Source organism: Solimonas sp. SE-A11 (genome assembly GCF_030345715.1).
In the GTDB taxonomy this organism is placed as follows: Bacteria; Pseudomonadota; Gammaproteobacteria; order Nevskiales; family Nevskiaceae; genus Solimonas_A.
Window position 1 is genome coordinate 104,807 of record NZ_JAUASX010000003.1, and the last position, 17,607, is coordinate 122,413.

Genomic DNA, 17,607 nt, shown 5'->3' on the forward strand with positions numbered 1-17,607 from the left:
AAATCACGCCCGGTCCGACGGCTGGTTCTTGATGGTCGCCGCCTGGCCGCCGAGGCGGTTCAGGGCCGCGCTCATGGTGGCCTCGCAGTGACGCATCTCCAGCCGTACGCGGCCGGCATCGTCGAGGTACAGCGCGTCGTAGACCATGGCCGATTCGTGCGGAGCCGGCAGCAGGCGCAGCGCCAGGCGCAGCGTCTTGGGCAGCGGCTCGCTGCCGTAGCGGCGCACCGAGGCGAAGGCCGACGGCAGGGCGGTCATGTTGCGGTTGAGGCGCGACCAGACGATGGCCATCTGCGGTGCCACGTCGCACAGCGCCGGGTCGAACAGCCAGCTGCCCTGCGCCTCCGGCAGCCATTCGGTCGGCAGGGTCGGACGCACGCGGGCGTCGAGACCACCCTCGGCTACCGCCGGGATGTCCGAGGCAAGCTGGAAGCGCGGGCCGTGGAACAGGAAGTGCGCGTAGGCATCCGTGGCGGCGAAGGGCTTGGCACCCGCCAGCGCCTCGACGTTCATCACCGGCGGTTCCGGCATCTTCTGCGCCAGCACCGCGGTGGCGCGGTACAGCGGCAGCTTCTTGGCCGGGTCGATGATCTCCACGGTGATGGTCTGGCCGTTGAGGTCGGAGTGCGAGGAGGCGCGGGCGCGGATCTGCACGCTGCGCTTGCCGCCGTTGACCTCGGGGTCGAGCATCACGCTGTTGAGCACACGGTGGTCGCGCATCTCCACCACCTGCCAGCCCGGCCAGGCCGCGGTGACGAATTCCGCCATCCACTCCAGCGCGCCGGTGGCGGGCAGCACGCCCTTGCTGTCCAGGCGGTGATCGAGCAGGTAGGGATCGGACGTTACGCAGAACTGGTGGTCCATCATCATGTTGCCGCCAGGCCCCATGCGCGGCGCCACCTGCATCAGCGGCAGGCCGCTGGGCTGCGCGGCCGGGGCAGCCGCTGGGGCTTCTGCAGGCTCCTGCTCGGGCTTGTACCAGGGACCGGCGCCGGCCACGATCTCCACGTCGTTGCGCGGGCCGTAGGCGATCTCGTCCAGGAAGAAGCGGCGGCCCGAAGGCACCGGGATGGCCTCGATGCCACGCTCCTTGAAGGCGCGGCGCACGCCCTCGCTGGCCATGCCGGCGTCCCAGGGACCCCAGTTGACGGCGATCACGCGGGTCTGCGGCCATTCGCGATGCAGCTGCCAGGCAAGGCGGTTGAGCGTCTCGTTGGCGGCGGCATAGTCGCTCTGGCCGCGGTTGCCGTAACGGCCGGCTACCGAGGTGAAGAAGGCCAGCAGCTTGAGGTTCTGCGGCTTCAGGCGCTGCGACAACAGGAAGGCGGCGTCGAGCTTGGTGCCGAGCACGCGCTCGAAGGATTCCGCCGTCTTGTCGACGAACAGCTTGTCCTCGATCACGCCGGCACCGTGCAGCACGGCGTCAATGTTGCCGTGCTTGGCGTAGAGGCTGTCGATCAGGCCGCCGAAGGCGGCTTCGTCGCGCACGTCGCAGGCCAGGTACTCGACCTTGGCGCCAGCGGCGGTGAGCTTGGCCAGGTTGGCGCGGATCTCGCGGTCCACCAGGATGCGCGAGACCTCGCGGTCGATCTCCACCGGCTTGGGCTTCTCGCCGCGGGCCATGCGGGCCTTCAGCAATGCGGCCTTGAGCTGCGCGGCGTCGGCATGGCCGCTGGTCTCGGCGGATTCCGGCGCCGGGGCCGCGGTACGGCCCAGCAGCACCAGGCGCATGCCCGGACGCACCAGTTCCTCGACGATCTCGGCGGTGATGCCACGCGCGCCGCCGGTGACCAGAACCACCCAGTCGCCGCTCGGGACGACCGAGGCGGGGAAGGGGCTGGCGGTCAGCGGCTGGCTGGAAGTGACGCTGCCGTGGCGCACCGTGCCGACATAACCCACCTCGGGTTCACGGCAATCGGAAGCCAGCTCGTCCACCAGCAGGCGGGCGATGTCCTCGTCGGACTGGCCGTCGAAGTCCACCGCGCGCATCAGCGACTGCGGGTATTCATAACGCAGGCAGTTGAAGACGCCGTTGGCGGCGCCACCGGAGGCCGCACCCTTGCCCACGGAATCGCGGCCGAAGGTGCCGCCGAAGCGGCTGGCACCGACGATGCGAGCCCTCTCTAGGTCGCTCTCCAGGGCCTTGAGGCCGTGGTAGAGGCTCAGGGCATCCAGCGAATAGCGCGCCTTCCAGTCGGCGAGATTGCCGATCTTGCGGCGATCCAGCCCGTTGATCTGCAGCAGGGCCTTGGCCGGGCCGTGCTTGGCGCGGGCCGCGGCGATGGCCGCACGCAGCTTGGCCGGATCGTTGTCGCTGACGTGTACCGGCGTCATGCCGCGCGACTTCAGCTCGGCGGACAGCAGCTTGGCCACCGGCATCGAATCGCCGAGCACGATCGCCAGGCCGCCGAGCTTGCTGCTCGCGGCCGGCAGCGGCGCGGGCCGCGACTTGATCACGTAGCGCGGCGTCGGGGCAGCCGGCGCCGCAGGCGCAGCGGCCTTGGCAGCGGGTGCGGCGGCGACACTCACGGTGACGGCGGCAGGCGCTGCGGCCGGAGCCTGCAGGCTGTCGAGGGCCTGCAGGATCGCGCTCAGCGTCTTGGCCTTGGTGTAGCGCTCCATGCTGGCCTGCATCTGCGCGCCGAGTTCGGCGGGCAGGGCCTTCTGGAAGGCGCCGAGGATCTCCACGCGCTTGATCGAGTCGATGCCGAGGTCGGCTTCGAGATCGGCGTCCATGCCCAGCATCTCCGGCGGGTAGCCGGTGCGCTCGGCGACGATGCCGGTGAGCAGCGCGGCGAAGTCGATGCGTGCGGCGGGTGCGGCGACGCTGACGTTCACCGCCACCGGTGCCGGGGCGGCCGCAGGGGCCAGGCGCTGCATTTCGGCGACGATGGCGGCCAGGGTCTTGGCCTTGGTGAAGCGCTCCATGGCGGACTGCATCTGCGCGCCGAGTTCGGCGGGCAGGGCCTTCTGGAAGGCACCGAGGATTTCTACGCGCTTGATCGAGTCGATGCCCAGGTCCGCTTCGAGGTCGGCCTGCATGCCGAGCATCTCGGTGGGATAGCCGGTACGCTCGGCGACGATCGAGGTCAGCAGCGCCGTGGTGTCGATGGCCGGCGCGGCCGCGACCGGCGCGGCGACGGCGACCGTCACCGTGGCGGCCGGGACCGCCGCTGGGACCAGGCGGCGCAGTTCGGCGAGGATCGCCGACAGCGTCTTGGCCTTGGTGTAGCGCTCCATCGAACCCTGCATCTGCGCGCCGGCATCGGCGGGCAGCGACTGCTGGAGGGCGCCGAGGATCTCCACCCGCTTGATCGAGTCGATGCCGAGATCGGCTTCGAGATCGGCGTCCATCCCGAGCATCTCGGTTGGGTAGCCGGTGCGTTCGGCGACGATCGAGGTCAGCAAGGCGGTGTAGTCGACCGCGGCGGCCGGTGCGGCGACGGCGACGGTGACCGTGGCGGCCGGCGCCGCGACGGCGGCGGACGGCGCCAGGCGCTGCAGTTCGGCGAGGATCGCCGACAGCGTCTTGGCCTTGGTGTAGCGCTCCATGGAGCCCTGCATCTGCGCGCCGGTATCGGCGGGCAGGGACTGCTGCAGGGCGCCGAGGATTTCCACGCGCTTGATCGAGTCGATGCCGAGGTCGGCCTCGAGGTCCGCATCCATCCCGAGCATCTCGGTCGGGTAGCCGGTGCGCTCGGCGACGATCGAGGTCAGCAGGGCGGTGTAGTCGACCGCGGCGACCGGTGCGGACACCATCTGCACCGACACCTGTGCCCCCTGCGTCGGCAGCAGCGGCTGCACCTGGGCGAGGATGGCGTTGAGGGTCTTGGCCTTGGTGAAGCGTTCCATCACCGCCTGCATCTGGGCGCCGGTCTGGCCGGGCAGCGCCTTCTGCAGGGCGCCGAGGATCTCCACGCGCTTGATCGAGTCGATGCCGAGGTCGGCTTCGAGGTCGGCGTCCATCCCGAGCATGTCGGTGGGGTAGCCGGTGCGTTCGGCGACGATCGCCAGCAGCGCTTCTCGGGCGTCGAAGGACGGCACGGCGGCCGGCGTGGCCACCGGGGCCGCGGCCACCGGCAGCGCGCGCGGCACCGGCATGGCCGTCGGCTGTGCCGGGGCGACCGGCGCGGCAGCGACTGGCATCGCCGACATCTGGGGCAACGTCAGCGGCATCGGGGCCGGCATGGCGGGCATCGAGGGCATCGCGCCGGGCGCGCCGCCACCGAGGAACTGTTGCACCACGCGCTCCTGCAGGCTCAGGAACTGGCGCATGGTCTGCTGGTAGGCCACCAGCGCTTCGTTGCCGAGTGCCGGCGCGGCGGGCATCGACGGCATCGCCATCGGTGCGCCGGCGACCGGCTGATGCACCACCACAGGCGCCGGGCGCGGCAGGGATGCGGCGATCTTGTCGAGCTGTGCCTGGCGGGCGGCGGCCGAACTGGCCTGCGTCAGCGCCGGCTGGCTGCCGGTGCGCATCAGCGGGTCGTCGATCGGGCGGGCGCAGCCGCCGCTGAGCAGCCACATGTGCTTGGGCACCACGCGCGGCTTGGACAGGTCCGCGAGCTGGGTGTTGTCGAGCAAGGCGAGGTCACGGTTGGCGAACAGCGCCGAGGGCTGCCAGGCCACGCCGGCGGCGAACAGCTCGGCCAGGCCCAGCAGCAGGCCGCGCAGGCCGCCGCCGTTGCCGTCCAGCGCGATCGCTTGGGCGTCCTTGCCGGCCAGCGTCTGCTTGGCCATGTTGGAGCAGATGCCCTTGGGGCCCAGCTCCAGGAACACGCGGCTGCCGGCGGCATGCATCGCCTCGACCTCGGCGACGAACTCGACGCTGCTGAGCATGTGCTCGTCGAGCAGAGCCTGCATCGCAGTCGGCTTGGCCGGATAGGGCTTGGCGGTCTGGTTGGAGAAGACGGTGAGCTGCGGCGCGGCGAACTTGGTGGCACGGATCGCGGCGGACAGCGCAGCCTTGGCACTGGCGACCAGCGGCGTGTGGAAGGCACCGGAGACCGGCAGCAGCGTGGCGCGCAGCCCGGCGGCGCCGAGCTTCTGCGCGGCCGCCTCGACCTGGGCACGGGGGCCGGAGATCACGCACTGCTCGGGCGCGTTGTGGTTGGCGATGGTGACGCCGGCGTATTCGGTGATCTGCGCCGCGACCATCTCGCGCCGGCCTTGCACGGCGGCCATGCCGCCGGGCTCGGAGGTGCTCGAGGCTTCGGCCATGGCCCGGCCGCGCACGGCGGACAAGTGCAGGAACTCGGCCTCGGTGATGGTGCCGGCGGCCAGCAGCGCGGTGTATTCGCCGTAGGAGTGGCCGGCGGCCGCGGTGGCTTCCAGGCCCAGGCGCTTGGCCAGGCGCAGGTAGCCCATGGACAGCGTGCCGATGGCCGGCTGCGCCACGCGCGTGTCGGTCAGGGCGCGGGTCTGCGCGGTCTCGGTGGCGTCGTCGAAGGCGGCCGGCGGCAGGATGCGGCTGGACAGTGCCTGCGGCAGCGCCGCCTGCAGTTCGCGATCGGCGAACTCCATGGCTTCGCGCAGTTCGTCGACGAACAGCGCGACCTCGCGGCCCATGTTGAGGTGCTGCGCACCCTGGCCCGGGAACAGGAAGGCCAGCGATGGTGCGGTGGCGGGCAGCGCGGCGTTGTAGCGGATCGACGGCGTCAGCGGCTTGCCTTCGCGCAGATGCGCCAGGGCGGCGTCGATGTCCTTCGCCAGATTGGAGAGATCGGTGGCCACGATGGCCAGCGCGGTGCCGCCGGAGCGGGACTCCGCCTGCTTGGCCAGCGTGAAGGCCAACTCCGACAGGCCGACGCGGCTGCCGGCTTCGAGCCGGGGCCGCAGCGTTTCCAGTTCCTTGACCAGCGCGGCCTTGTCGGCGGCTCGGAACAGGCATAGCTCCACCGGCCAGCGCTGCGCGCCGGCGATGCCGCCGTGCGGGCTGTACTCCTCGAGCACGGCGTGGAAGTTGGTGCCACCGAAGCCGAAGGCCGAGGCCGCGGCGCGGCGCGGATGCTCGGCATGGGCGACCCAGGGACGCGGGTCCTTGAGCAGGTAGGCGGCGGAATTCGGATCGGCCAGCGTGTCGATCGGCTTCTCGACGCCGACATGGGCCGGCAGCACGCGGTGGTGCAGGGCCAGGGCGACCTTGACCATGCCCGCGACACCGGCGGCGGCCTTGGTGTGGCCCAGCAGGGTCTTGACCGAGCCCAGCGCCACGGAGCGCGGTGCGGCTTCCTCGGCGGCCAGGGCACGGGTGATGGTGGCGGCCTCGGCGCGGTCGCCCACGGCGGTGCCGGTGCCATGCGCCTCGATCAGCCCCAGCGTGGCCGGCGAGAAGCCGGCCTTGGCGTAGGCGCGGTGCAGCGCGCGCACCTGGCCTTCGCTGCGCGGGGCGGTCAGGCCCAGGGCCTTGCCGTCAGACGAGCCGGCGGTGGACTTGATGACGGCATAGATGCGGTCGCCGTCGCGCTCGGCATCGGCCAGGCGCTTGAGCACGGTGATGACCACGCCCTCGGAGATGGCGATGCCGTCGGCGTTCTCGTCGAAGGTCTTGGGCTTGCCGCTGGGCGACAGCGCCTGGGTCTTGGCGAAGGTGGTGAAGCCGTAGGCGGACTGCGTGGTGTCGAAGCCGCCGGCCAGCACCAGCGAACTGCGGCCGGACTCCAGTTCGTTCACGGCCATGCTGATCGCGGCCAGCGATGAGGCGCAGGCGGCATCCACGGTGAGGTTCACGCCGCCGAAGTCCATGCGGTTGGCGACGCGGCCCGCGGCCACGTTGGGCAGCACACCGGCGAAGGACTCTTCCGTCCACTCCGGCAGGCGCTCCCAGACGTCGTCAGTGAGGTTCTCGACGAAGCGCGGCAGTTCGGCGCGCACGCCGTACTGCAGGCCCAATTCGCCCGCGCCGCCGCTGCTGCCGAGGATCACCGATGTGCTTTCGCGGTCGAAGCCGCCCTTGGAATAGCCGGCGTCGTCCAGCGCGCGGCTGGCGGCCTCCAGCGTCAGCAGCTGCATCGGGTCGATCGATTTCATCGAGCGCGGCGGGATGCCGAAGCGCGTCGGATCGAAGTGGATCTCCTCGAGGAAGCCGCCCCAGCGCGAGTAGATCTTGTCGCGGGTCTTGCGGTTCTCGTCGAAGAACAGCTTCCAGTCCCAACGCGATTCCGGTGCCTCGCGGATCACGCTGACCTTGTGCAATACGTTGTTCCAGTATTCGTTGGCGTCGTTGGCCTTGGGCAGCACCACGCCGATGCCGACGATGGCGATGTCGGAGGGCTTCTCCACCGGCTTGGCGACGGAAGGCACGGGAGCGGCCTTCTCCAGCAGCACGTGCGAACCCTGGCAGACGTCCTGGTGCAGGTCGGCGATGGAGACGGCGGCATCGCGCAGCGTCGCCACCTGGCCGATCATGTACATGCCGTCGGCCAGCTGCTTGTCCGGCGCCACGCTGACGACCTTGCCCGACTCGTCGCGGTTGACGCCCTTGGAGGCGACACGCAGGCGGCCTAGGTTGAGGTCCTCGAGGATGTCGCGGATTTCCTCCGCACTCTTGCCCTCGCGGATCAGTTCGCGGCGCTGGTTGAAGAAGTCGTCGGCGAACTGCGTCGCCGCGCAGCGCGTGGAGTGGCCGGGGCCGGTCTCCAGGTTGCGCGTGCGTTCGCAGGCCACGGCCTGTTCCTGGAAGCCCTCGACGATGGCGCCCGAGCGCACGATCTCCTGGCTGAACAGGTAGGCCGTGCCCATCAGGGCGCCCACCTTCATGCCACGCGCCGCGAGCGGCGAGGTCATCGCCGCCACCATGGCGCCGGAGCGGGCATCGTGGATGCCGCCGGCGAACAGGACGTGCACGTCCTTCTCCTCGCCCGGCTTCACGTGCTCCAGCAGCACGTCGATCATCTCTTCCCACAGCACGAAGCTGGAGAGGGGGCCGATGTGGCCGCCGCACTCGCGGCCCTCGAACACGAAGCGACGCGCGCCTTGCTCGAGGTACATCTTCAGCAGCGCCGGGGCCGGCGCGTGGATATAGGTCTTGATGCCGCGCTTCTCGAACTCCGCGGCCTGGTCCGGACGGCCACCCGCGATCAGAGCGTAGGGCGGCTTGCAGTTCCAGATCTCGGCGCACTGCTCCTCGCGCAGCGCATGCGGGATGAAGCCCAGCATGCCTACGCCCCAGGGCAGGTTGCCGGCGAGGTCGCGGGTCTTTTCCAGCATCTCCTTGACCTGCGGGCCGCGCATCAGTGCCAGCGCCAGGAAGGGCAGGGCGCCGCCCTTGGCGACGTCCACGGCGAACTCGGGACTGTCGGAGACGCGGGTCATCGGGCCCTGCGCCAGCGGGTAGCGCGTGCCGTGCGACTCGGCCAGCGGGCCGCCGGCATCCAGGAAGCGCAGCTGCGCGGCCTGCTCGATGTGCTTGAGGCTGGAACGGCGGATGGCCTGCACCAGCTTGGCGACCGTGCGGAAACGGTCGCGAAAGGTCGCGGCCAGGCCGATACCCTGGCCCAGCGGGATCAGCTGGCTGCCGTCGCCGGCCCAGCCGATCTGGCCGGTGATGCGCTCACGCCACTGTTCGAGCGTCAGCAGGGCGCCTTCGACCTGGCGATTGTCCTCCTCGGCCTGCTTGAGTGCGGCCGAACCCGGGCGGGCATAGACGCGGCAGGACTGGTCCACCAGTTCGCCGAACAGCTTGGTCTCGGCGCCGTTGAGGCGGGCGAACTCGGCCTGCTGCTGCGGCGGCAGCGGCGATTCGGCCAGCAGAAGTAACTGGTCGTCCAGTACGACGCCAGCGGCACCGGCCGCGCGGCAGGCGGCGGCGGAGTGCACGCCGATGCCGCCCTGCACGAACAGCGGCAGCTTGCTGCGCTCGCCCAGCTTCTGCAGCAGGATGTAGCTGGTGTACTCGCCGACCCAGCCGCCCGATTCATGTCCACGGACCACCAGGCCCTGGAAGCGGTTGCCCAGCTCCGGCAATGCCGAGGCGTCGGAAATCTCCGCCAGCACACGGTCCTGCTTGCGTGCGCCGATGGCCTTGGCCAGGTGCACGAGGCCGGCGGCGGGGCCGCCCAGGACCAGCGTCAGCGCGCGGTCGCCGGCACGTGCCAGCAGGCTTTTGCCCAGCTCCGCCTGTGCTGCGGTGAGCCGCAGGCCGACACGGCCGCGGCCGCCTTCCTGCAGCAGGCGCTGGAACTGCGCGGTCGCGGCCGCGGTGTCGGCGCAGAATTCGAGGTTGAGCAGGCCGGCGCCGCCGGCGCGGGCCATCGCGGTGGCCAGTGCCGGGGTCGGCAGGCCGGCCGGGCTCAGGCCCAGGATTTCAAAGGAGCTGGTCATGGGAATACCCTGCCTCGCGAATTAACGCTTCTTGCCTTCCAGAAAAGGAATTTCCATGACCTTTTCGTGGACGATGGGACCGTGGCCGAAGAACCCGCCTTCGCCGAAGCATTCGCCGTGGTCCGCGGTGATGATGAAGTGGGTCCCGACCGGGGCCTTTTCAATCAGGCCCTCCAGCACCGTGTCCACGTACTCCACCGTCTTGATCTGCTGCTTGTGCAGCGACTTCATTTGCTCGTCGTCGAAGAACTTGTCTTCGGAGCCCTCGCCCAGGTTGTCATCCATGTGCTTGAACACCCCGTGCACGCCGGAGATGTGCGGCAGGTCCTTGCCGTCCAGCATGTACGGATAATGGGTCTCGCCCAGGTTCAGGAAGTAGAACTGCGGCTCGTCATCGTAGAAATCGATCTCGCGCACCATGCCGGCGAAATCATTGTGATTCGTCATCAGCTTGTATTCGTCGAAGTGCTTGTTCATGTGCGAGGTCGGGTTCAGCACCGGCATCGACACCTTGGCGTTGGTGCGGTAGCCGTGCTGCTTCAGCACATTGGGCAGCGACAGCTGCGGCACGAAGGACTTGAACGACAGGCCGTCCACGCCCAGCCGGTCCACCCACTTGGAGAACTCCTTCTTGTAGACCTCCGAGGCGAACACCCCCTGCGGGTTGTCGTGCGGGGTCATGCCCATCAGGTAGGTGTAATGGGAGGGCGAGGTCCAGGACGCGTAGGAGTAGCGCTTCTGGCCTTCTCCGAAGTAATCCATGTTCTTGGTGCGAGCCTGCTTGTAGCTGTCGAAACGGCAGCTATCCATGACAATGAAGACGAGGTTGTTGCTCATTGGGGGTAGGGAAGGCGCGGAAAGGTGGGACCGGGAAAAGGGACTGGCGGCTATGGCCACTCTGCATTTACGAAAGATGACTCTAGGCTTGCTGGCTCAAGGCTGCTGTAAGAGGAACATGACAAGTGTCGAGCGGTAATGTCGATAAGGCATACCGATATGCCGTTTTGCCGACGGCGCTGTAAGTAAAACCCGACACTCGAATCAGGGGTGACTGACCAAAATTGTCACTGCCTAACAAGTCCTGCCGTGCATATTGACGGCATAGCGGTGAATTCGAGTGCGATACGGGGCTGATCCGGGCCAAAGCCGGCATCTTGCGGAGGAATCTCGGTGCATGAGTAAAGATTGATCGATCAGGCGACAAGATGTCGCGATCTGTCCCAACGATGGCATGATCGTCGGCTATCGTCGCCGATAACGGCATGGTCCTCATCCTCCGCCAACATATGCAGCTATATAGTTATAGCCCGCAGTATTGCAGGCTTTTGTCTCAGTTTCATTGATGCATCGCACCAATCTGGCCCTTTTGGAGCCAGGGCTTTCCATAGCTTCCAGCAAGGCTCGCGCCAGCATGGCGGAGGTCTGGCCATTACCCCTCTTGACCCGGCGGACAAACAAAAAAGCGCGCAGCGGACGGGCCGCTACGCGCTGGGTTCATGCGACAGGAGGGTCAGGCCGCGATGGCGCGTGCCGCCGGTTGGCCGCGGGCGGCGGTGACGCCACCGAGTGCCATCAACAGGCTGACCCGCGTGGCTTCCTCGGCATTGGGCTCGCCGGTCAGCAACTGGCGGTTGATGAGGGACAGCAGCAGGCCGACGAGGCCCTGGGCCAGGGAGTTGCGGGTCTGGTCATCCAGGCCGGTAGCCGTGGCGAGTTCCTCGGCGATGGCCTGCTCCAAGTAGCTGTAGTAGGCCATGACCAGGCGGTCGGCGTTCTCGCTGACATCGTGGCCGTGGCGATACCAGGTCAGGAAACCGTCGCGGTCCTGCAGGGACTGCTGCAGGATGAAGCCGACGACGCTGCGCAGGGAGCTGGCGAGCTCGCGGCTGCGCTCAGCCTTGAGGCGAACCTTGAGGGCCTGCAGGCCTTCGCGAACCGGCTCGAAGTGGCCCTTGAGAACCGTCAGCAGGGCCTCTTCCTTGTCGGTGAAGTGGACATAGAAGGTGCCGACCGCGACGCCCGCCTCACGGGTCACGTCGCTGACCTGGGTGCGGCCGTAGCCCACTGCGGCGAAGCACTTGGCGGAAGCCCGCATCAACTGTGCACGTGTCTCCTCCGGAGCATGCTTGCGACGCTTCTTGGTTTCGATCGGCTGCAGCATCAGAAAACCCCCTTCAAGGTCAGATCATGACGACTGAGTCAGTATATCAAGCGACCCCCTAAAAATGACTCGTTAGTCAGATTTTCCCAGCCTAGCGTTCAATTCCAGCAGCCACGCGGCCGGGAAATGGTGCGAACTGCACGATTCCCGGTGCGGCGCTAGACTTCGCGAGTTGTCCCGCGGAAGCATTCCATGCGTCTTTTCGCCATATCATCCGTTGTCCTGATGGGCTTGGTCTGCACGGCCGTCCAGGCCCAATCGGCCTATCGCTGCAACACCCCGGACGGCACGGTGTTCCAGGACCGTCCCTGCAGCAGCGGGGCATCGGTGCGAGTCCACAAGGCGGCTCCGCCGCCGGCCCCGGCCGCCGAGGAGGCGCCCCGCGCCCAAACCCAGCAGGAATTGCAGCTACAACTCCTGCAGTTGCAGACCCAGCAGAAGATCCTGGAGCAGGAGCGCCTGGCGGCCGAGGGGCCGGGCTCGGCCACGCCGCCGGCGCGGCCGCCTGCCAAGACCGGGCAGCAGAACATGGAGGAATACCTGGATGCGCGGGATCGCCAGCGCGAGCAGCTGCGCTCGGAGCAGCGCAGGGCTTTCGACGGCGAAGATGCCCGTACGGCGCCCGGCAGCGCCCTGGCCCGGGTCGATAACCGGCTGCGAGACCTGCGGATGCGGCGCGACAGCATGGCGGCCACGCCGCAGGAGCGGAGACGCGCGTCCTACCAGGAGGAACGCCTGCTGCGGCTGCGCCCCCGGATTGCGGAAGGAAGCTCCCGGGCCATGCAGGAAGCGGAAGACTACATGTACTGACGCACCCGGACGGCTCAGCCGCCCTGGTCCGAGCGTAGCTTCTCCTGGGCTTTTTCCAGGCGGCGCTTGTAGAACTCGGCGAACAGCTTGAGCGCCGGGCCCGGCACCGCCGAGGTGGCCAGCAGGAAGCCGGTGGCCAGCGGGGTGGTGCGGCGTGCCGGGCGGCGCGCGATGGCGTCCAGGATCCAGCCGGCGGCGTCCGCCACTTCCATCTGCGGCAGGTACTTGTAGACCTTGGTCGGCTCGGTCATGGCCGTCTTGACCAGGGGGTAGTTGATCGTGGTGGCGTCGATGCCATGCTCGGCCAGCTCGATGCGCATGGAGCGGGTGAAGGCGTCCAGGGCGGCCTTGCTGGCCAGGTAGGCGGCAAAGCGCGGCGTGCTCATCAGGGCCGCCACGCTGGACACGTTGACGACGTGGCCATGGCCCTGCTGGCGGAAGCGCGGCAGCAGGTTCAACGTCATGCGCACGGCGGCGAAGTAGTTGATCTGCATGGTCCGCTCGAAGTCGTGCATGCGCCCGACCGACTCGATCAGCGGGCGGCGGATCGAGCGCCCGGCGTTGTTGACCAGCACGTCGATGCGCTCGTGCTCGGCCATCAGCTTCTCGCAGCAGGCGTCCACCGACTTCGGGTCCGCCAGGTCGGTGGGGTAGATGTGCGCCTCGCCGCCCTCGGCCTGGATTTCGGCCTGCACCGCGCGCAGTTCCTCCTCGCGGCGGGCGATCAGGCAGACCACGGCGTCACGGCGGGCCAGTTGACGGGCGGCCTCCGCGCCGATGCCGCTGGAGGCGCCGGTGATGACGACGGTCTTGCCGATGAAGCTTTGAATGGGAGAGGTGGCGGCGCTCATGACGGCTGAAATCCCTGTGGAAACGCTGAAAACATAGTGCAGACCTGACTTGTACGGCATGTCCCTGACGTCAGGGGTCGCTGTCCGCACGGCACTGGTCAAGGCCGTGCCGACGCCAGCCCTCAGGGGCGGCCGGGCGGCGGGCGGGGATTCTAAGGCCGAAGCGTGACGGCCGGGTTGGTAGATTCATCCCGGCCAGCCGCTGGTGGCCCACTCTACGGCAGGTGCGGCCGGGCCAGGTATTCTTCGGACTGCATCTCCGTGAGCCGGCTCTGGGTGCGCTGGAACTCGAACTTCAGCTTCTCGCCGGCATACAGCTCCGCCTGGGGCACCTCGGCGGCGATGATCAGCTTGACCGCGCGGTCGTAGAACTCGTCCACCAGGTTGATGAAGCGTCGGGCGGCGTCCTCGTGAAACACGGTCAGCTTCGGGACACGCGACAGCAGCACGGCGTGGTGGGTGCGGGCCAGCTCGATGTAGTCGGCGGCGCCCCGCGGCCCTTCGCAGAGTGCGGCGAAGTCGAACCAGGCGACGCCGTCGGCCAGGCGCCGGGCGTGGATGGTGCGGCCATGCACCTGCATGTCCACGTCCTTGCGGCACTTGTCCGGCGCCAGTTCGTCGAACCAGCACTTGAGGTTGGCCTCGGCGGCGACGTCGCAGGGGTGGTGGTAGATCTCGGCGTGGGTCAGCGTGCGCAGGCGGTAGTCGATGCCGCCGTCCACGTTCAGTACGCCGACATGGCGCTTGAGGATGTCGATGAAGGGCAGGAAGTTGGCGCGCTGCAGGCCGTTCTCGTAGAGCCGCTCGGGCGGGATGTTGCTGGTGGCCACCAGCGTCACGCCGGCCTCGAACAATGATTCGAACAGGCGGCCCAGGATCATCGCGTCGGCGATGTCGGACACGTAGAACTCGTCGAAGCACAGCACCCGCGTTTCCTCGGCCAGTTCGGCGGCCACCAGCTTCAGGGGGTCCTGCTCGTTGGGATACTTGCGGCGCCGCTCATGCACCTCGAGCATGAAGCGGTGGAAGTGCGTGCGACGCTTGCCGCTGAACGGCAGCGAGTCGAAGAACGCATCCATCAGGTAGGTCTTGCCGCGGCCGACGCCGCCCCAGAAGTACAGGCCCGGGACGGCGGTCCAGCGCTTCCTCGACAGGCCGAAGCGGCGCTTGGGCGGATTGGCGACCAGGGTCTCGTAGACGGACTGCAGGGCGTCTACGGCCTGCGCCTGGGAGGCGTCGCGGCTGAAGTCTGCGCGCTGCAGGTCGCGGTCGTAGCGCTGGCGGGGGTTGAGGGGCTTCGTCACGGGCAAGCTACCGGCGCTGGATGTCGAACAGGTCCGCCAGATGCGGGTTCAGGAACAGGCCGCGCGGATCCATCTCCTGGCGCAGCTGCCGGAAGTCGTCGAAGCGCGGGTACAGGGTGCGCAGTTCATGCGCGGTCTTGTCGTGCTGCTTGCCCCAGTGCGGGCGGCCGTCGTTGCGGTCGAAGATGTCGGTGACCGCGGCGAAGTAATCCTCGTAGGGCATGCCGCGGTACATGTGCACGGCAATGTAGGCCGACTCGCGCTGGTAGCTGGGCGACAGCCACAGCGAGTCGGCCTTGACGAAGCTGATGTGCAGCGGGAAATGCACGCGGAAGCGCAACGCGCTGATCAGCCGGTCGATTTGGCGCAGCGCCATCGGCAGGCGATCCAGCGGGATGCTGTACTCGGCCTGGTGGTAGCGCAGCAGGCGGCGCGTGGCGAGACCCTGGTGCGCGTCGCGGACGCTCTGCGAGGTCGGCATGCGCTGCGAGGCGAAGCGGCTGATGCGCTCGCTGAGCGAGGGCACGCGGCGCGCGGCTTCCGACAGCGCCCACATCAGGCCGTTCTCCACCGCCAGGTCGCTGGCCAGCTTGGCCGGCTGCCACAGGGTGGCCGGACGGCGCGTGCTGTCCATGCACTTGATCTGGGCGGTCTCGCTGTAGGGGAACCAGAAGAACTCGAAATTGCGGTAGCCGTGCAGGTACTCGTCCAGACGCACCAGCGTTTCTTCCAGCGGGGCCTGGAAGGTTTGGCAGTGCAGGCGGTAGGCGTCTACGCACTGCAGTTCCACGTGCGTGATCACACCCAGCGCTCCCAGCGACAGCGCCGCGGCATCCAGCAGTTCGCCGCTGGCGTCGCGCGTGAGGGTCTTGACCGTGCCGTCGGCCACCACCAGCTTGAGGCCGGTGACCTGCGAGGACAGGCTGCCGAACGAGAGTCCCGAGCCGTGGGTGCCGGTGCTGATGGCGCCGGCCACGGTCTGCGCGTCGATGTCGCCGAGGCATTCCAGCGCCAGGCCGCGCTCGAACAGCAGGCTGCCCAGTTCCTTCAGGGTGGTGCCGGCACGTACCCAGACGCGGCGGCGCTCCAGGTCGGCGGCCTCGATGCCGGTGAAATCGTCCAGCGACATCTGGTTCTCATCGCTGTAGCACAGCGGCGAGAAGGAGTGGCCGCTGCCGATGACGCGCAGGCGCTCGCCCTCTTCGGCACAGCGCAGGACCTCGGACTGGATTTCCTCGATGCCAAGCGGGCGGCTGCGGTGGTGCGGCTCGCAGCTTACGGAGCCGGACCAGTTCTGCCAGCGGTAGGTTCGTTTCAGCGCCATCGGTTCTGGGGGGAGGCGAGGGCCGGGTCGCGCAGGGCGCGGGCGGGGCGCAAGGATAGCGGATCGCTGCTCAGATCGCCGCCTCGGAGGCGGCGTCGCCCGGGGGCTCTGCCGGGGCATGGGCGGGGGCGCTGTCGGGTTCGCGGCACAGCCGCAGGACCACGGCGCGGGCCTTGTCGCGCAGCTGCTGGGCGGCCTGGGCCGAGCCGTCCGGCTGGATCGGCGCTTCCAGCTCGACCATCACGGGATTCCAGCGGGGCAGCCGGTTGCCACCGCCATAGAGCCGGCGGGTGCCGCGGATGCCGGCCGGGACCACCGGTACGCCGGCACGGGCGGCGATCATGAAGGCGCCGTTCTTGAAGGGCAGCAGGCCAGGGGGCGCCTTGAAGGTGCCCTCCGGGAAGATCACGAAGCTTTCGCCCTCGGCCATGCGCCGGATCAGGGTGCGAGTCAGGGCCGCGGCGCTGCGGGCATTGCCGCGATTGACGAACTCCACGCCCATGCGCTTCAGCGTCCAGCCGGCGAGCGGCCAGCTGGCGGCGCCGTCCTGCACCATGAAAGTGAAGCGGCGGGGCAGGGCGGCGGTCAGCACCAGGCCGTCGAGATAGCTGGCGTGGTTGCAGACCACCAGCGCCGGGGTGGCCGGCAGGTGCCGGCGCCCCTGCACGAACAGCGGTACGCCAATGCAGCCCAGCAGCAGGCGCACGCCAAAGCGGCCGACCTCGCGCCGCAGGGCGGCGCCGGGGGTGGCGATCACGGTCAGGCAGACCAGCGGCAGTACCAGCATGAAGACCAGGAAGGCCAGCGGCGGGTAGACCAGGTCGAGGAGTCGTCGGAGCATGGGCGGCTATTATAGAAGGGTGAACGACGCCGACTTCGAACAGGGTCTCGCCGAGGCCGCCGGCTTCGAGGACGAGGCTGCCATCGCCCGCTTCCTGGACCGGCTGTGGCTGGAGCGGGGGCTGTCCAGGAACACCCAGTCCAGCTACCGCTCGGACCTGGCCCTGTTTGCGCGCTGGCTGTTGCCGCGCGGCGGCGCGCTGACCGCCGCCGGGGAGGCCGACATCAAGGAATACATGGCGGAGCGGCGGCTCAAGGCGCGCTCGCAGGCGCGGCTGCTGTCGGCCCTGCGCCAGTTCTACCGCCATCTGCATGCCGACCGGCAGCGTCCGGACGACCCGACCGCGCGGCTGGAATCGCCCAAGCTGGGCCTGCGCCTGCCCAAGACCCTGGGCGAATCGGACGTGGAGAAGCTGCTGGAGGCGCCGGATGTGGAAACCGACCTGGGCCTGCGCGACCGCGCCATGCTGGAGCTGCTGTATGCCAGCGGCCTGCGCGTGTCGGAGCTGGTAGGGCTGCCGCTGCCGCGGGTGGATCTGCGACAGGGAGTGGTGCAGGTGCTGGGCAAGGGTGGCAAGGAGCGGCTGGTGCCGATGGGCGATCCGGCGATCGACTGGGTGGGGCGCTACGTCGACAGTGCCCGCAAGACACTCCAGGAGGGGCAGGCCAGTGACTGGCTATTCGTCACCCGCCGCGGCGGGCCGATGAGCCGGCAGAATTTCTGGATGCTGATCAAGCGCTACGCCGAGCAGGCCGGAATCCGAGCCAGCCTGTCGCCCCACGGCCTGCGCCACGCTTTTGCCACCCATTTGCTGGAACATGGGGCGGACCTGCGCATCCTGCAGTCCCTGCTGGGCCATGCGGACCTGTCCACCACCCAGATCTACACCCACGTGGCCAAGGCGCGCCTGCGTGACCTGCATCGGACGCATCACCCGCGAGGTTGAACGCCGCCGGGCGGTCTTTGTCATAATGCCCATACCCCCGCTGTCCGGA

General features: G+C 68.7%; 9 protein-coding genes. 2 read left to right on the forward strand and 7 right to left on the reverse strand.

The features are described from left to right. Positions 1-3: 3 nt before the first annotated feature. The 3 genes from QT386_RS05465 to QT386_RS05475 all read right to left on the reverse strand — a co-directional run bounded on the left by QT386_RS05465 (position 4) and on the right by QT386_RS05475 (position 11,482). On the reverse strand, positions 4-9,321 hold the full coding sequence (locus QT386_RS05465; RefSeq protein ID WP_289272732.1) for a type I polyketide synthase: 9,318 nt from the start codon (positions 9,319-9,321) through the stop codon (positions 4-6). 21 nt (positions 9,322-9,342) lie between these two features. Then, a complete protein-coding gene (locus QT386_RS05470; protein WP_289272733.1) occupies positions 9,343-10,158 on the reverse strand; it encodes a sulfatase-like hydrolase/transferase in 816 nt (271 codons plus the stop codon). Between the two features lie 673 nt (positions 10,159-10,831). Next, positions 10,832-11,482, reverse strand: a complete 651-nt coding sequence (locus QT386_RS05475) for a TetR/AcrR family transcriptional regulator (RefSeq protein ID WP_289272734.1) — start codon at positions 11,480-11,482, stop codon at positions 10,832-10,834. 192 nt (positions 11,483-11,674) lie between these two features. Between QT386_RS05475 and QT386_RS05480 the strand changes: the two genes are divergently transcribed. Continuing rightward, positions 11,675-12,292, forward strand: coding sequence for a DUF4124 domain-containing protein (locus QT386_RS05480; RefSeq protein WP_289272735.1), 618 nt, complete (start codon positions 11,675-11,677; stop codon positions 12,290-12,292). 14 nt (positions 12,293-12,306) lie between these two features. Here the strand turns inward: QT386_RS05480 and QT386_RS05485 are convergent, their stop codons facing one another. From QT386_RS05485 to QT386_RS05500, 4 genes are all read right to left on the reverse strand, one after another. Further along, positions 12,307-13,143 carry an SDR family NAD(P)-dependent oxidoreductase gene (locus tag QT386_RS05485; protein ID WP_289272736.1) on the reverse strand — a complete coding sequence of 279 codons (837 nt, stop codon included), beginning with the start codon at positions 13,141-13,143 and terminating at the stop codon, positions 12,307-12,309. Positions 13,144-13,358: 215 nt separating this feature from the next. Then, complete coding sequence (gene zapE, locus QT386_RS05490; protein WP_301334174.1) at positions 13,359-14,453, reverse strand: cell division protein ZapE; 1,095 nt, start codon at positions 14,451-14,453, stop codon at positions 13,359-13,361. A gap of 1 nt (position 14,454) precedes the next feature. Continuing rightward, positions 14,455-15,771 carry a D-arabinono-1,4-lactone oxidase gene (locus tag QT386_RS05495; RefSeq protein WP_289272738.1) on the reverse strand — a complete coding sequence of 439 codons (1,317 nt, stop codon included), beginning with the start codon at positions 15,769-15,771 and terminating at the stop codon, positions 14,455-14,457. 70 nt (positions 15,772-15,841) lie between these two features. Then, positions 15,842-16,612 (reverse strand): lysophospholipid acyltransferase family protein, encoded by a 771-nt coding sequence (locus QT386_RS05500; RefSeq protein ID WP_289272739.1) that lies wholly within the window; start codon positions 16,610-16,612, stop codon positions 15,842-15,844. On the opposite strand from QT386_RS05500, the gene xerD reads away from it, so the two are divergent. After that, positions 16,611-17,558 carry a site-specific tyrosine recombinase XerD gene (gene xerD / locus QT386_RS05505; RefSeq protein WP_289272740.1) on the forward strand — a complete coding sequence of 316 codons (948 nt, stop codon included), beginning with the start codon at positions 16,611-16,613 and terminating at the stop codon, positions 17,556-17,558. The two genes, QT386_RS05500 and xerD, sit on opposite strands and share 2 nt — an antisense overlap. Positions 17,559-17,607 lie beyond the last annotated feature (49 nt).